The sequence below is a fragment of the Pedobacter sp. GW822-FHT03F06 genome (genome assembly GCF_058801365.1).
In genome coordinates, this window is the sequence record NZ_JBXANE010000009.1 from 168,920 (window position 1) to 183,411 (window position 14,492).

A 14,492-nucleotide genomic window follows, 5' to 3' on the forward strand; every position below is an offset into this window, starting at 1 on the left:
CTCCAAGCGATACCGACAAACATTTTTTAAAATAACCTAACATAAAAACCAACCAAACTTTATGAACCAAAATTTTACTATTAAGGTAAGGCATTTGCCTTATCTGGGAAACCTCTGGGTACTGTTCGCAGTATTTGGTGCCTGTTTATTGCTTTTGGGCAGTCCCACTTATGCGCAACAGGGCGCAACAATCAAAATTACCGGTACCGTTAAAGATTCGCTTGGCCTGGGCATTCCGGGCGTAAGCCTTCAGGTTAAAGGCCAGAGCGGCATGGGAACCATTACCGATGGCGATGGTAAATTCTCGCTGAACACCACAGCCAAATCTACAGTTGTGGTATCATCTGTGGGTTTCAAACAGGTCACTTTTATAGCCGATCCGCTAAAGTTAAAGGTAGATCTGGTACTGCATTCGGATGATAACAATCTTTCGGATGTAGTGGTTACCGCCTTTGGAAAGAAGGAGCGGAGAGAAGCCATGGTAGGATCTGTTACCAGCATTACCCCTTCGAAGTTGAAAATCCCATCCAGCAACCTGACCAATGCCCTGGCCGGACAGATTGCCGGGGTAGTGGCCTACCAGCGGAGCGGCCAACCAGGATTGGATAATTCTACCTTTTTTATCCGTGGGGTAACTACCTTCGGTTACAAGCAAGATCCATTAATCCTGGTAGATAACGTGGAGCTTACGCCAACCGATCTGGCTCGGCTACAAGTTGACGACATTGCAAGTTTCTCGATCTTAAAAGATGCCAGTGCCACGGCCTTGTATGGTGCCAGAGGGGCTAACGGGGTAATCTTGGTTACCACAAAGGAAGGCGTTGAAGGCAATGCGAAAGTAAATGTACGTTTTGAAAATTCGATTTCGCAGGCTACACAAAACCTCGAAATTGCCGATCCCATTACTTTTATGAAGATGTATAATGAGGCCATCACCACACGAAATCCTTTAGGCGTGCCAAGGTTTAGTCAGAACGATATTTATAACCGCGAGCAGACTTTAAGTGGTGCGCCGGGGAGCAACAAGTATGTTTATCCCGCTGTAAACTGGATTGATGAACTTTTTAAAACCAGCACCAATAACCAACGCTTAAACGGAAGCGTAAGCGGAGGCGGAAAGATTGCAAGATACTACATCGGTACCTCTTATAACCGCGATAACGGGATATTAAAGGTAAGTCCGGTGAATAATTTCAACAATAACGTTAAACTCGAAAACTACCAGCTCCGCTCAAATGTAAACATCAATGTTACGCCGACCACAGAAGTGGTACTCAGGCTGTCGGGAACTTTTGATGAGTACAACGGGCCGATTACCGATGATGGCTCTTTCTCTGCCGACCTTTATAAAAAGGCGCTTCATACCAGCCCTGTGCTATTCCCGGCCTTTTACCCGGCCGATCCTTCGCTGGGGATCGATACCCACATCCTATTTGGAAACAGCTCAACCGAAGGCACAGGAAATACTGTTGGTTTTTCCAATCCTTATGCAGATATGATGAAGGGATATAAGTCTTTTTCCAGGTCAAGAATGTCTGCCCAGCTCGAGCTGAACCAAGACCTTAACTTCTTGACCAAAGGCCTGTCTTTTAAAGGAATGTTTAACACGAATAGATATTCTTATTTCGACCTGACCAGAAAATATTCACCGTTTTTTTACAATGTGGCATCCTATGATAGGATCAGCAATCAATATAGCCTCAACTGGATCAACAACCAGCCGGGCCAGGCTTCAGAGTACCTGAGTTTTGAGCCAGGGTTTAAAGACATTAATACATTTGTGTATATGCAGGCTGTTTTGGATTACTCGAGGCAGCTTGGTAGTAAAAACAATATCAGCGGTACATTGGTAGCCACAAGGCAACAGCGTTTATACGCGAATGCAGTAGATCCGGCAACCAATTTATCCAGCCTTCAATATTCGCTTCCTTACCGGAATGTTGGCCTATCGGGAAGGTTGGGGTATAATTACGATAACCGTTATTTTGCCGAATTTAACTTTGGCTACAACGGATCAGAGCGCTTTGCTGAAAAGAACAGGTTTGGTTTCTTTCCAACTATTGGCGGCTCTTGGGTGATTTCGAACGAAGCTTTCTGGAACGGAGGGTTAAAAGATGCTGTAAATAGGCTTAAACTGCGCGCCAGCTATGGCCTCGTAGGTAACGATGCCATTGGCGCACAGCGTTTCTTCTATCTTTCGAACGTGAACTTAAATGGTGGTAACCCCGCTTATTTCGGTCAGGCCAACAGCGTTACCAGGCCAGGGGTAAGCATTACCAATTATGCAAATGATGCTGTTACCTGGGAAACGTCCAGACAAACGAATATCGGATTGGAAATCAGCCTTTTTAAAAGCCTGAATATCATTGCCGAAGTATACAAACAACACCGTTATAACATTCTGATGGAGCGCGCTTCAATTCCATCAAGCATGGGCTTAGAATCGGGGGTAAGTGCCAACTTGGGTACTGCAGATTCTAGAGGTATTGATTTCTCAGCAGATTACAGTAAAACTTTTAAGGGCGGGTTCTGGATGTCGGGCAGGATGAACTTTACCTTTTCGCAGAATAAATATGGCCAATATGAGCAGCCAGCCTATAAAGAGCCATGGAGGATACTTTCCGGGCAGAAAATAGGCGTAAGATGGGGCTATATTGCCGAGCGTCTTTTTGTTGATGATCAGGAAGCTGCAGCTTCTCCTACGCAGCTTTTTGGCGCTGGAGCCTCGGCGCCTAAGGGAGGAGATATCAAATATACCGATGTAAACAATGATGGCAAGATTACCGAAGCCGATCAGGTATTTATTGGCCTTCCTTCCACACCCGAAATTGTTTATGGCGCAGGGCTGTCAATGGGATTTAAAAAGATAGACCTTTCACTTTTCTTTCAAGGTGTAGGCCGGACGAGTTTCTTTATTGATCCATCTCAGGTTAGTCCATTCCTATCCAACAGGCAGGTACTTCAGCCCTTTGCCGATAGCCACTGGACAGAAGAAAATCAGGATCTATATGCCAAGTATCCACGTTTGGGAACCACCACCTCCGAGATCAGTAATAACCTCCAAACCAGTTCCTGGTGGATGCGTGATGGTGCTTTTATCAGGCTCAAGTCGGTAGAAATCGGCTATACTTTTCCTGATAAGTTATCAAAAAAGGCATTTCTGTCTAACTGCAGGATTTATTTCAATGCTTTAAACCCGCTCACCTGGAGCAGGTTCAAAGACTGGGATCCGGAACTGGCTTCAAATGGCTTCAGCTATCCGATCCAGAAGGTATATAACATCGGCATCAATGTAAACCTATAAGCACGTTTGTAATGAAATTCAACATAAAACTTCTCATACTCCTTGCAGTGATTTCGGGAATGACCCTTTCCTGCAAGAAATACCTGGATGTAACGCCAGATAATGTGGCCACAATCGATTATGCTTTCAGAAACAGAAACGAGGCCGAAAACTATCTTTTTACCTGTTACTCTACCCTGCAGAACATGGGGCCGTCCAATAACGATGCTGCTTTTACCACTTCCGGAGAGATTTATTTCCCCAACACCTTAACCGAGGCGACATTGGGCAGCAGGGATGCGGAGCAGGGGTTCCACCTGATTAGGGGTGTACAGTCTACGGATAATCCATCTTTAAATTATTGGGACGGGGAACAGCTTGGCCAGCCTATTTTTAAAGCAATCAGGAGATGTAATATTTTTCTGGAAAATATCGACCGTCCGAAGGATCTACCACAATTTGAACGAAACCGCTGGATTGCAGAGGTAAAGTTTTTAAAGGCATATTATCACTTTTATCTGTTAAGGATGTATGGCCCTATTCCTTTGATTAAACAGAACCTGCCCATAGATGCCGGTACGGATGAGGTAAGGATAAAACGTGCGCCCGTTGACGAGGCTTTTGCTTATATCGTATCGTTATTGGATGAGGCCACGCCCGACCTTCCACGTACCATACAGGATCCTGCCAGGAGTTTAGGCCGAATTACACAGAATATTGTCCTATCAGTTAAAGCTGAGGTGCTTACCACACAGGCGAGTCCTTTTTTTAATGGCAATCCCGATTATACTGGTTTTAAGGATAAAGATGGTGTAAACCTGTTTCCTGCGGCCTTTAGCGCAGAAAAATGGAACAAAGCCATGCTGGCCTGCCAGGCTGCAGTAAAATCATGCGAGGAAAGTAACCTTTCACTTTACCGTTTTACCTCTCCGGGTAACCTTCCAACTATACCTGGGCCATTGAAAACCGTGATGGACATCAGGCAGAGTATTACCGAAAACTGGGAAAAAAACGCGGAAGTAATTTGGGCACTGAATCCTGAATTCGGTTTACAATCAATGGCTATGCCGAGGCTCACCAATGCCATGGTGCAGAATATGGGCGGCGCACCGGGCAATTTTGCCGTGCCTCTTGGGATGGCCGAACTGTTTTATTCGAAAAATGGCGTGCCAATGGCTGAAGATGCGGGCTATGATTACCGAGGACGTTACACTGTCGCTGCGGCAGGTACGGAAAGTAAATACTATTTAAAAAACGGTTACCAGACCATAAAAATGCACATGGACCGGGAGCCTCGCTTTTATGCCGATCTGTCTTTCGATGGAAGCTGCTTTTTTGGCAATGGACAAACTGATCCTGAGAATATGCTCTATGTGCAGGCCCGTGGCGGAACTTCATTGGCCGGCCCTAAAGACAATATCAGGGTTAACGTATCGGGCTACTGGCCAAGCAAACTGGTAAATTACCAATCTGTTTTTGGTACCGAGGTTACCCAGGCAAGTTTCAGGATGCCGCTAATCAGGCTGGCCGGACTTTATCTGCTGTACGCAGAAACGCTTAACGAGGTAAATGGCCCTACTGCAGATGTTTATACTTATATCGATAAAGTACGCGCACGTGCAGGTTTAAAAGGTGTTAAAGAATCGTGGGCAAGCCATTCTACTAATCCCGGAAAGGCTTCCAGCAAAGATGGCCTCCGGTCGATCATTCAACAGGAAAGGCGCATTGAACTGTGTTTTGAAGGAAGAATAGGGTGGGACTTAAGGCGCTGGAAAGTGATGCAGGATGTGTTGAGCAAACCACTTCAGGGCTGGAATATCCAGGATACCACACCCGAAGGTTATTACCGTCAGCGTAATCTTGTAATTCCTGTATTTGGCCTGAAAGACTATTTATGGCCACTTAAATATAACGACCTGATTGTAAATCCGAACCTGGTTCAAAATCCTTATTGGTAAATTAAATAGAAGATGATGAAAATTAGATCAAAAATATATAACAGGCTTTTTGCATTGCAGTTTATTGCCATACTACTTGTGGCCTGCTCGTTTTACTCGTGTAAAGAAAGTGAAGGTTTTAATGAGGTGGTATCGAAAGATATGACAAAACCCGGCGCACTCACCGGAGTAAAAGTAGAAAACCTGGCTGGAGCTGCAGTAATTTCTTATGTGCTGCCCAATTCCGAAAACCTGCTGTATGTACAGGCAGAATACCGGATCAATTCGCGGACTGTAAGGCAGAGTAAATCTTCTTATTATAGCGACACGATCAAGGTAGAAGGCTTCGAAAAAAGCGGAGATTACGATGTTACGCTTTATGCAGTATCGCGTGCGAATGTGAAAAGTGATCCTGTACAGGTACGTGTACACCCTGCAACCCCATCTTATTTGTCCGTTTATCCAACAGTTCAGCTTCAGGCTGATTTTGGTGGGGTAAATGTAATCGCCAGTAACCCGGCTAAGAAACCAATAGGGGTGATTGTGATTTCCAATGATAAAACAACTGGGAAAATGCTTCCGATAGAACAGTTCTACACCGAAGCCGAAAATATTAATTTTAGTGTAAGGGGATTTGACACCCTAAAAAGAGATTTTGGCGTATATGTAACCGATAGATGGGGAAATATATCCGATACCTTATATAAATCAATCAGTCCCATATTTGAGATTATGGTGCCAAAAGCGCAGTTCAGCGAATATCGGCTACCATCAGATTCTCCTCTGGGTGCAACAGGCCTTGGATGGAATACTTCGAGGTTATGGGATAACAATACTTCCGATCCCGGCTGGCATACAGAGGCCGGTTATGGCAAGCCTCTTCAGCTCTGCACATTTGATATGGGTGTACTTGCCAAACTCAGTCGATATAAATTGTGGGAAAGAGGAGAAGCCTATGGTAATGATTATTCTTATAATCACGGTAATCCTAAGGCCTGGACACTCTGGGGATCAGCCAAAACTGCACCGGCAGATATCGAATTACCGGTAAGTTCGGCAAAAGGAACTGTTGTAGGCGATTGGATCAACCTGGGGAATTTTACCTGTCCGCCGCCTCCCTCTGGTAATGCACCCGGACAAACCACACCTGTGGATCTGGCCGCAGTAAAAGCCGGCTTTGAATTTAACATTGCACTTGATATTCCTAAAGTGAGGTTTATCAGGCTGGCCGTTAACTCGACCTGGGGAAATGCAGATTTTGCCCACGTAATGGAATTATCTTTTTGGGGAAATACCAATTAAAAATTAAAGAAGATGACAACTAAACATATCAACAGCATTTTAATGGTTTTTATGGCCATTATAGTTCTTTGTGGCTGTAGCAAGGATGCACTTGATTACAGAAAATACCTTGATGGAAAAGAACGCATATATCCAGGCTTTGCCGGCAAAGTTGGTGCAGCGCCAGGAAATTACAGGATAAAACTGAACTGGAAGGCAAGTCCCGATCCAAGTGTAACCCATTACCGGATATTCTGGAACAATTCGGCAGATTCATTGGAAATGAAAGCGCCAGACCGCACTATCACTGATGTATCGGTAATTATTCCCAAACTGGTAGAGTATAATTATTCCTTTATCATTTATTCTTATGATAAGGCTGGCAATAAATCGGTGCCTGTTCAGATTAGCAACGTAAAGGTTTATGGCGATAGCTACAAATCGAGTCTAACCAACAGGTTTCTGGTTTCAACCGATCCTTATCAGCTGGATGACAACGGCATTACACTTAATTTTGAAAAACCAGATACCATCAATATTACAACTGAGATACGCTATACCTATAAAGATGGTACCATTCATAAAAGTGCGTTAAGTCCTGATGAAAATTCGATCAGGCTGGCCGATTACAAAACCGGAACAAAGATTTATTTCAGGTCGGCCTATGTGCCGGTAAAATTGGCTATTGATACCTTTTATACAGCTGATTACGATTCTTTGAGCAATATTATGGTGCCGGTGGATAAATCACTGTTCCGTCCGCTAAAGCTAGCGAATGATGTGGGTACTTATTCGAGCGAAACCTCGTTATCGCAACTTTGGAATGGCAATAAAGCACCAACCGCATATCCGGATATTTTCCATAGCGATGACAAAACGCCGCTTCCGCATCACTTCACTTTTGATATGGGAAAAGCAATAACGAACCTTACACAGTTTGAAATCATCGGGCGCAATGGTTATAATAATCCTACCAAATTTGAGATCTGGGGAATCGCCGACCTTACAGGAGCGGAAACCCAGTCGCCAGGCAATTCACCAGGATGGATAGCAGAATCGAAAGGAAGAGGATGGACACTGCTTAAAACGGTAGAACGCTCAGATGATGGATCGGCACCATTTAAAGTTGCCTTGCCTGATGGCCTGCCCGCAATTCGGTATATCCGGATTCGGGTAATTGAAGTGGCCAGTGGCGATGCCTATTACAGCAATATTAGTGAAGTATCGTTCTGGAATAAATAGGGGGCTCTTCTGTATAATGGAGGAACAATACAATTATGAATAATACTAAAGCAAGCATTTATTTACTAGTCCCAATTTTTTTATTGGGACTGGTTTCAAAATCCAAAGCCCAGGCTAAGGATCAGTCGAACAAAGCGATAAACACCCCTGATTCTGTATGGAAAGAGCACTGGTTTGAACATCAGGAAGAACTGAAACTGATAGAAAGCAATGCACATGTGGCTGTTTTTTATGATAAAAACATGCCGCTCAATGTTAAATGGCCTATTGCTGTAATGGCAGACTGCTGGGCCTACGTTAAACGCAACTATGGCGATTTCGGACCGGATCCAAAACTGTATGTGATCCTGCACCGCGCAATGGGTAAGGATTATGGAGGAGGGCATCCATCACCTTTTTTTGATGCGAGCCATGATTACCGGAACGTGATCGATTGTGGTTTAGCACAATGGAATAATCCTACAGGCGAACAGATTGGCATGCCGATACACGAGATGGGACATATCGTAACCAGCGCTAGCCATGGTACAAAAGGCTCGCCTGCTGATGTACTTTGGGGAGATAGTAAGTTTATGGAGATTTTTAATTATGATGTGCTCAAAAACATAGGTATGACCAACGAAGCCCATAAAGTATTTATCCAAATGCAGACCCAGTACGACGACTTTCCGAGATCGGGAACACAGTGGTTCAAAAACTGGTTTTTCCCTATTTATAGTAAGTATGGTGAAGGAAAGGTACTCAATAGGTATTTTGAACTCCTGGCATTAAACTTTCCCAAAAACAAAAATGGGCGATACAAAAGAGATCTGAATTTTGGAGAATTTATTCATTTCTGGAGTGGTGCATCTGGAGTAAACCTACAGGATGTTGCAGAAAAAGCCTTTGGTTGGCCCATCGAATATGATCTTCAGTTTAAACAGGCCCAAAAGGATTTCCCGAAGCTAAACTATGAAACTAAAGGTAGCAGCAGATAAGGTGCTTGTTATCATTTAAAATATTCGCTTTGATGTTTTGTCAAATCAGGAGCCTGAGCAGACATCAATGGATGAGGTATCCGGTGAGGACCGGTCATAAATTCAGCCTTAATGAGATCTGATTCTTGTTATGTGCTGATTAATTTAGTAAAACATAGGCTGTGGTGGATACCAGGCCTATGTTTATTTATACAGCAATCCAGTTCGGATAGCAGGTAGTAACGTAGTGCTCATGAATACATTTAAAGAGAAAAAAGCTTACGAATAATCGTAATGCCTTGATAGGGTTAATAGCTTGCATTAAGATTAGCTTCGCTGAGCACTGCGTGGTTCCAGCCTGCGCGCGAATGACGGCCCGTTTTAGTTATTTGTCATCCTGAGCTTGTCGAATAACCTGTTTATAAAATTACAGGCATTTCGACAAGCTCAATGTGACAGATTTATAAATGCTCTACGATTTAATAAAGGCTAAAATATCCTTATTAATTGTTTCTGCCTCTGTTGTAGGCATACCATGAGGGAAACCCGGGTAAGAGATCAGTTTACCGTTTGGCAACAATTTTGCCGCTCTTGGTGCCTGATTAAAAGGAACGATCTGGTCGTCTTCTCCATGCAACACCAATACCGGAATTTCCACACTTTTTAAGTCTTCGGTAAAATCTGATTCCGAAAATGCTTTAATCCCTTCATAATGTGCCAATACAGACCCCATCATGCCCTGGCGCCACCAGTTGTGTTTTATTCCTTCCTGAACGGTTTTACCATCCCGGTTCCAGCCGTAAAATGCTACAGGGAAATCGTAAAAATATTGGGCTCTGGTAAAGCCTGTACCCTGACGGATTTCATCAAATATCGCCAATGGCACACCTTCCGGATTGCTCTCATTTTGGATCATAATCGGCGTTACTGCACTGATTAAAACTGCTTTTGCAACGCGGCCTTTTCCATGTTTTGCCACGTAACGGATTACTTCACCACCTCCTGTGGAGTGGCCAATATGGATGGCATCTTTCAGGTCGAGTGCCGCTGTAAGTTCTGCAATGTCGGCTACATAGGTGTCCATATCATTACCATTGGCGCTTTGACCTGATCGGCCATGCCCACGGCGGTCATGCGCAATCACCCGATATCCCTGTTTCAGGAAAAACATCATTTGTGTATCCCAGTCATCTCCAGATAATGGCCATCCATGATGAAAAACGATAGGCTGTCCTGTTCCCCAATCTTTGTAGTAAATTTCAGTTCCGTCTTTTACTTTAATTGTACTCATAGCTTTTTTATAGATTAATTTTAATTGTTTAAAGCAGTTTTTGCGAATTACCCAAAACTAATAATTGATGTTAAGGTAACCATTAAACTGTATGTTAAGTTTCGTACTCACTTATTACAATTTGTGATCCATTTTGTTAAGTGTTTGATTGTTAGGTTTTTATTTTTTGTTTATTGGTTTTTAATTTGCGCTATTTCGTTAATTTACGTTAGTTGTTTGGTAGAATAGATTTTTCTGAATAATTTTTGATTATGCTTTAGCGAAGATAATCGTATTGATTAAACCAACAACCTGGCGCATTAGTTTCTGGTCTTATCGTATTATCCATTTATTGTTTGTTTAGTGGATTTTAGCAATTATTCCAGGTAAAATCACGTTATATCGTTAGCTGTTTTGTTAAAACAACAACCCTTTAAAGCTCAAATAACTGGTTATTTGTTGATTATATTTGTGGTTTATTCTTTGTTAAAGACAAGCCATGCATTACACCCTTCTTCAGTTTCTTATTTTACTTTCAGTAGCTTTCCTGTTAATCATGTTGGCTCAAAAGGTAAAAATTTCCTACCCTATATTTTTAGTGCTGGCGGGTTTGGGAATAAGTTATATTCCCGGGATTCCTGCCATGTCGATCGATCCTGAAGTGATCTTCCTGATCTTTCTGCCGCCCTTACTTTATGAGGCTGCCTGGTATACTTCGTGGAACGATTTCTGGCGCTGGCGAAGACCAATCAGTTTGCTAGCTTTTGGTTTGGTCATCATTACATCACTGGCTGTGGCATTTTTAAGTTCCTCCATGATCCCCGGTTTTACACTGGCCATGGGCTTTTTGCTTGGGGGCATTGTATCTCCTCCTGATGCTATTGCAGCCACGTCGGTACTTAAAAATATAAAGATTCCGAAACGCATTACCACGATATTGGAAGGCGAAAGTTTGGTTAACGATGCATCAAGTTTAATCGTACTCCGATTTGCCCTGGCTGCGGTAATTACTGGACAGTTTTCACTTTCGAATGCAGCTGGCGATTTTTTCTTAAGTACTGTAATGGGAATTGTGATCGGCTTGGCCATTGCACACGTATTGTATCTTATTCACCGGTTTTTACCCACCACGCCAAGTATCGACGCTGCCATTACGCTAATTTCGCCTTATTTTATGTATCTGGCAGCAGAGCAATTCCATTATTCGGGCGTAATGGCAGTGGTTAGCGGGGGTTTGTTCTTATCTTATCGTTCGCACGAAATTTTTGTAGATGGGCAAAGCCGCTTGCAGGCCATTAATGTTTGGGCAACATTAACCATCATTCTCAATGCTTTTGTGTTTATTTTAATTGGTTTGGAACTGCCTGTAATTATGGCCGGCTTAGAAGGTTATTCAATTTGGGAAGCTTTTAGTTATGGTCTAATTATTAGTGCACTTGTAATTGTACTCCGCATTGCCTGGATTTATCCGGTAGCTTTTATACCAAGGTGGCTATCTGCCAGGGTAAGAAGGAGTGAAGCCCACCCAGGCTGGAAAGGCCCGTTAATTATCGGCTGGGCCGGAATGAGAGGAGTAGTTTCTTTGGCCGCGGCACTTTCATTGCCCATTACTACAGCTGCCCATATTAATTTTCCACACCGTAACCTGATCATCTTCATCACATTTGTGGTTATTTTGGTTACCCTGGTTTTTCAGGGCCTTACTTTGCCCTATATCATCAAGGCGATCAACATTTATGAAATTGATCCACTGGTACCTGATGAGCAACAAGAGGCCAGCATTAAACAGCGGCTGCTAAATGTTTCATTAAACCGCTTAAGGGAAAAGTATGCAGATGAAATTGAAGGAATCGGATTGGTAAATGGTTTGAAAAATGAACTCAAGAACAGCTTAAACCATACCTCCAGAAGACTCGAATCGATGGAGTGCGAAGCAATCGAAAATGCAGAGATGGAAGTTTATAACCATATCTTAAAAGATATTTATCATATCCAGCGACAAGAACTTCACAAAATCCGCAAGGAAAAGCAATTTAGTGATGAAATAATCAGGAAGCAGGAAATGCAGATCGATTTATCTGATACTAAAATTCCACATGGCAAAATAGCAATAAAATAATGGCTAAATGGTTTATACAGCAGTGGCGGGGCGCTGCAAAATAAAATATTTTAACATCGTTCAAAGATCTCTTCTCCAAAGGAGTTCCTGTGGAACACTGCGGAGATGACGATACCTCGCGACTCTGCTACGATGACAGATTCTAAGATAAGGGTCGTCATTCCCGCGTAGGCGGGAATCTTAAAGCTTATTGCATTACGATTCCCAATCAAGTTGGGAATGACGACCCCGCAGAATATATTAATTCATTAAAATCCACTGCTATTGATATCAGTCTTATACAATAAATTACTTTTCAAGATAACAAATCACAGTGCTTAATCGACTCCAGACTCAGAACTACCAACTCCGGACTAAAACCTCAATTTTACCTGACAGCCTATTTAACAAATTCGAACTTTATTCCTAGTTTTTTGATTTTTGAATTTAATGTCGTAGAAGGGATATTAAGGATCTCAGCGGCGCCGCCCGGGCCAAATATTTTGCCTTTACACATCTTCAAAATGCTCATAATATGCTCCCTCTCCATCTCTTCCATCGTTTTAATTTTGAAATGATCTCCATGAGCAAAGCTTGCTGCCTGGGTAGGGTTTGGAAGATCAACTTTAGTAATCATTTCCCCTTTAGTTAACAGCATACTTCTTTCTATCAGGTGCTCCAATTCCCTGACATTTCCAGGCCAGTGATAATCCTGCATTTCATTCAATACATCTGTAGATATTGAAGTAACCGATGAAGATCCTTTTTTGCCATATTTGTCAATAAAATAAGCAGCCAGAGCAGGTATATCTTCTTTTCGGTCTCTCAGGGAAGGCAACTCTATCGGGAAAACATTTAAGCGGTAATATAAGTCAAGGCGGAAACGGCCTTCTGCAACTTCTTTCTCCAGATTTCTGTTGGTGGCCGTAATGATTCTAACATTTATCTTTTTGGTATAATTTCCGCCCAAACGTTCAATTTCTTTTTCTTGGAGTACCCTTAATAGTTTTACCTGGGCTTCTAAGGGAAGCTCGCCTATCTCATCCAGAAAAATCGAACCTCCGTCGGCCTGTTCAAATTTACCGATCCGTTTTTCGTTCGCACCTGTAAATGCACCTTTTTCATGCCCAAAAAGTTCCGATTCAATTAAGGTTAAGGGTAAGGCTGCACAGTTTACGGTAATTAAAGGTTTGTTTTTACGGGGAGATAATTTATGGATGGTCTGGGCGATTTTTTCTTTACCGGTACCACTTTCTCCCAGGATAAGCACTGAAGTATCATCCGGTGCCACCAGTTCCAGTTTCTTAAATGCGGCGTGCAGTAAAGCACTGTTGCCAATAATGCCATTAAAATCCTTTTGGGTTTCTATAGCTTGTTCTTTTTTAATGATTGGCTTTTCAACTACAGGTAAGCCCGTAGCTGGAGTTTGAGCTATACTATCCTTACTTAAAATAATTTTAGCTAAAATGAGCTCCAGGCTTTTCTTAAACTGGTCAATAATACCCGAATGAACTTTTGTGTAGATATCTGAAAGCTGGTTGAAAAAAACGAACTGAAATACATCGGTATCTATTTCAATTTCGGTAATCAAGGCTGATTCAAGTTTGTAATGGTCTGAAAGTGCTTGTACCGATAGACTTTCCATTCTCAATTTCCGAAAATCATATCCATTAAAGATTGATTTCCCATGATGGGCAATTGCAGTGCTGTTCCAGGTTTTAAAATCACGATCTGAAATATTGGTTTCTTTCAATAAAGCGTCGGTGCTGAGGATATTGAATGTTCCGTCGGAAACACGGTTGATGTAAACATCTTTCGTAGTTGTGCGTGGCTTTGATCTGGTAATCCACATAAAATCGAAAGGTACAACGGGGTGTATCGCGGCACTGATTTGTTTCAAACGCAGGGAAACCGGTTCCTGCTTTTGCGCAATATGTTCAATCTGTTTATGGAGCGGTGGCTCTTTATGATGGTTATATTTCAGGTTTTGTTCATGTCTGTAACGGGCAATATCCAACATTACCATGAGGTCTTTTTCGCGGAAAGGTTTAACCAGAAAGCCATAGGGCAGGGTTGCTTTTGCGGCTTCTAAAATCCCCTGATTGGTGTTTGCAGAAATATAAATAAAAGGAACTCCCATTTCGGTAAGCTGGCCAGCCAGATCAATTCCCGTTTTGTCGCCCTGCAAAAAAATGTCCAACAGTATCCAGTCGGGTTCTTTGGCTGCAATCAACTCAAGCGCTTTTACCACCGATGGTGCTATCCCACACACTTTATAGCCAGCTTTTTCAAGCATGATCCTAAGATCGTTGGCTACAATAAATTCATCTTCTACTATTAAGATTTTCTGTTTCATTTTCTATTTCGGGCGAGCGTTAGATATAAATCAAGGCCAACAAAGGTCCCTTTTTGATTGGTACAGTCT

General features: G+C 42.6%; 8 protein-coding genes. 6 read left to right on the top strand and 2 right to left on the bottom strand.

Annotated features, from left to right (window positions below; all coding sequences use genetic code 11):
* Positions 1–61: 61 nt before the first annotated feature.
* The 5 genes from AC1RJ8_RS16950 to AC1RJ8_RS16970 are packed head-to-tail and all read left to right on the top strand — an operon-like array spanning position 62 to position 8,720.
* Positions 62–3,304, top strand: coding sequence for a SusC/RagA family TonB-linked outer membrane protein (locus tag AC1RJ8_RS16950; protein ID WP_492955025.1), 3,243 nt, complete (start codon positions 62–64; stop codon positions 3,302–3,304).
* 11 nt (positions 3,305–3,315) lie between these two features.
* Positions 3,316–5,241: a RagB/SusD family nutrient uptake outer membrane protein gene (locus tag AC1RJ8_RS16955; RefSeq protein WP_492955026.1), complete on the top strand. Its 1,926-nt coding sequence runs from the start codon at positions 3,316–3,318 to the stop codon at positions 5,239–5,241.
* A gap of 12 nt (positions 5,242–5,253) precedes the next feature.
* Positions 5,254–6,522: a DUF5000 domain-containing lipoprotein gene (locus tag AC1RJ8_RS16960; RefSeq protein WP_492955027.1), complete on the top strand. Its 1,269-nt coding sequence runs from the start codon at positions 5,254–5,256 to the stop codon at positions 6,520–6,522.
* Positions 6,523–6,534: 12 nt separating this feature from the next.
* Positions 6,535–7,743, top strand: a complete 1,209-nt coding sequence (locus AC1RJ8_RS16965; RefSeq protein ID WP_492955028.1) for a DUF4998 domain-containing protein — start codon at positions 6,535–6,537, stop codon at positions 7,741–7,743.
* A gap of 35 nt (positions 7,744–7,778) precedes the next feature.
* On the top strand, positions 7,779–8,720 hold the full coding sequence (locus AC1RJ8_RS16970; RefSeq protein ID WP_492955029.1) for a hypothetical protein: 942 nt from the start codon (positions 7,779–7,781) through the stop codon (positions 8,718–8,720).
* A gap of 451 nt (positions 8,721–9,171) precedes the next feature.
* Here AC1RJ8_RS16970 and AC1RJ8_RS16975 read toward each other — a convergent pair whose 3' ends face one another.
* Positions 9,172–9,990, bottom strand: a complete 819-nt coding sequence (locus AC1RJ8_RS16975; RefSeq protein WP_131032265.1) for an alpha/beta fold hydrolase — start codon at positions 9,988–9,990, stop codon at positions 9,172–9,174.
* Positions 9,991–10,468: 478 nt separating this feature from the next.
* Between AC1RJ8_RS16975 and AC1RJ8_RS16980 the strand changes: the two genes are divergently transcribed.
* Entirely contained in the window at positions 10,469–12,088 is a 1,620-nt protein-coding gene (locus AC1RJ8_RS16980) for a Na+/H+ antiporter (protein WP_492955030.1), read from the top strand.
* Between the two features lie 379 nt (positions 12,089–12,467).
* Here the strand turns inward: AC1RJ8_RS16980 and AC1RJ8_RS16985 are convergent, their stop codons facing one another.
* Complete coding sequence (locus AC1RJ8_RS16985; protein WP_492955031.1) at positions 12,468–14,423, bottom strand: sigma 54-interacting transcriptional regulator; 1,956 nt, start codon at positions 14,421–14,423, stop codon at positions 12,468–12,470.
* Between the last annotated feature and the right edge of the window lie 69 nt (positions 14,424–14,492).

Excerpts from the sequence above, each read along its gene's own strand:
- AC1RJ8_RS16980 (WP_492955030.1), top strand. The coding sequence starts at position 10,469 with ATGCATTACACCCTTCTTCAGTTTCTTATTTTACTTTCAGTAGCTTTC.
- AC1RJ8_RS16985 (WP_492955031.1), bottom strand. The coding sequence starts at position 14,423 with ATGAAACAGAAAATCTTAATAGTAGAAGATGAATTTATTGTAGCCAAC.
- AC1RJ8_RS16955 (WP_492955026.1), top strand. The coding sequence starts at position 3,316 with ATGAAATTCAACATAAAACTTCTCATACTCCTTGCAGTGATTTCGGGA.
- AC1RJ8_RS16975 (WP_131032265.1), bottom strand. The coding sequence starts at position 9,990 with ATGAGTACAATTAAAGTAAAAGACGGAACTGAAATTTACTACAAAGAT.
- AC1RJ8_RS16950 (WP_492955025.1), top strand. The coding sequence starts at position 62 with ATGAACCAAAATTTTACTATTAAGGTAAGGCATTTGCCTTATCTGGGA.
- AC1RJ8_RS16965 (WP_492955028.1), top strand. The coding sequence starts at position 6,535 with ATGACAACTAAACATATCAACAGCATTTTAATGGTTTTTATGGCCATT.
- AC1RJ8_RS16960 (WP_492955027.1), top strand. The coding sequence starts at position 5,254 with ATGATGAAAATTAGATCAAAAATATATAACAGGCTTTTTGCATTGCAG.
- AC1RJ8_RS16970 (WP_492955029.1), top strand. The coding sequence starts at position 7,779 with ATGAATAATACTAAAGCAAGCATTTATTTACTAGTCCCAATTTTTTTA.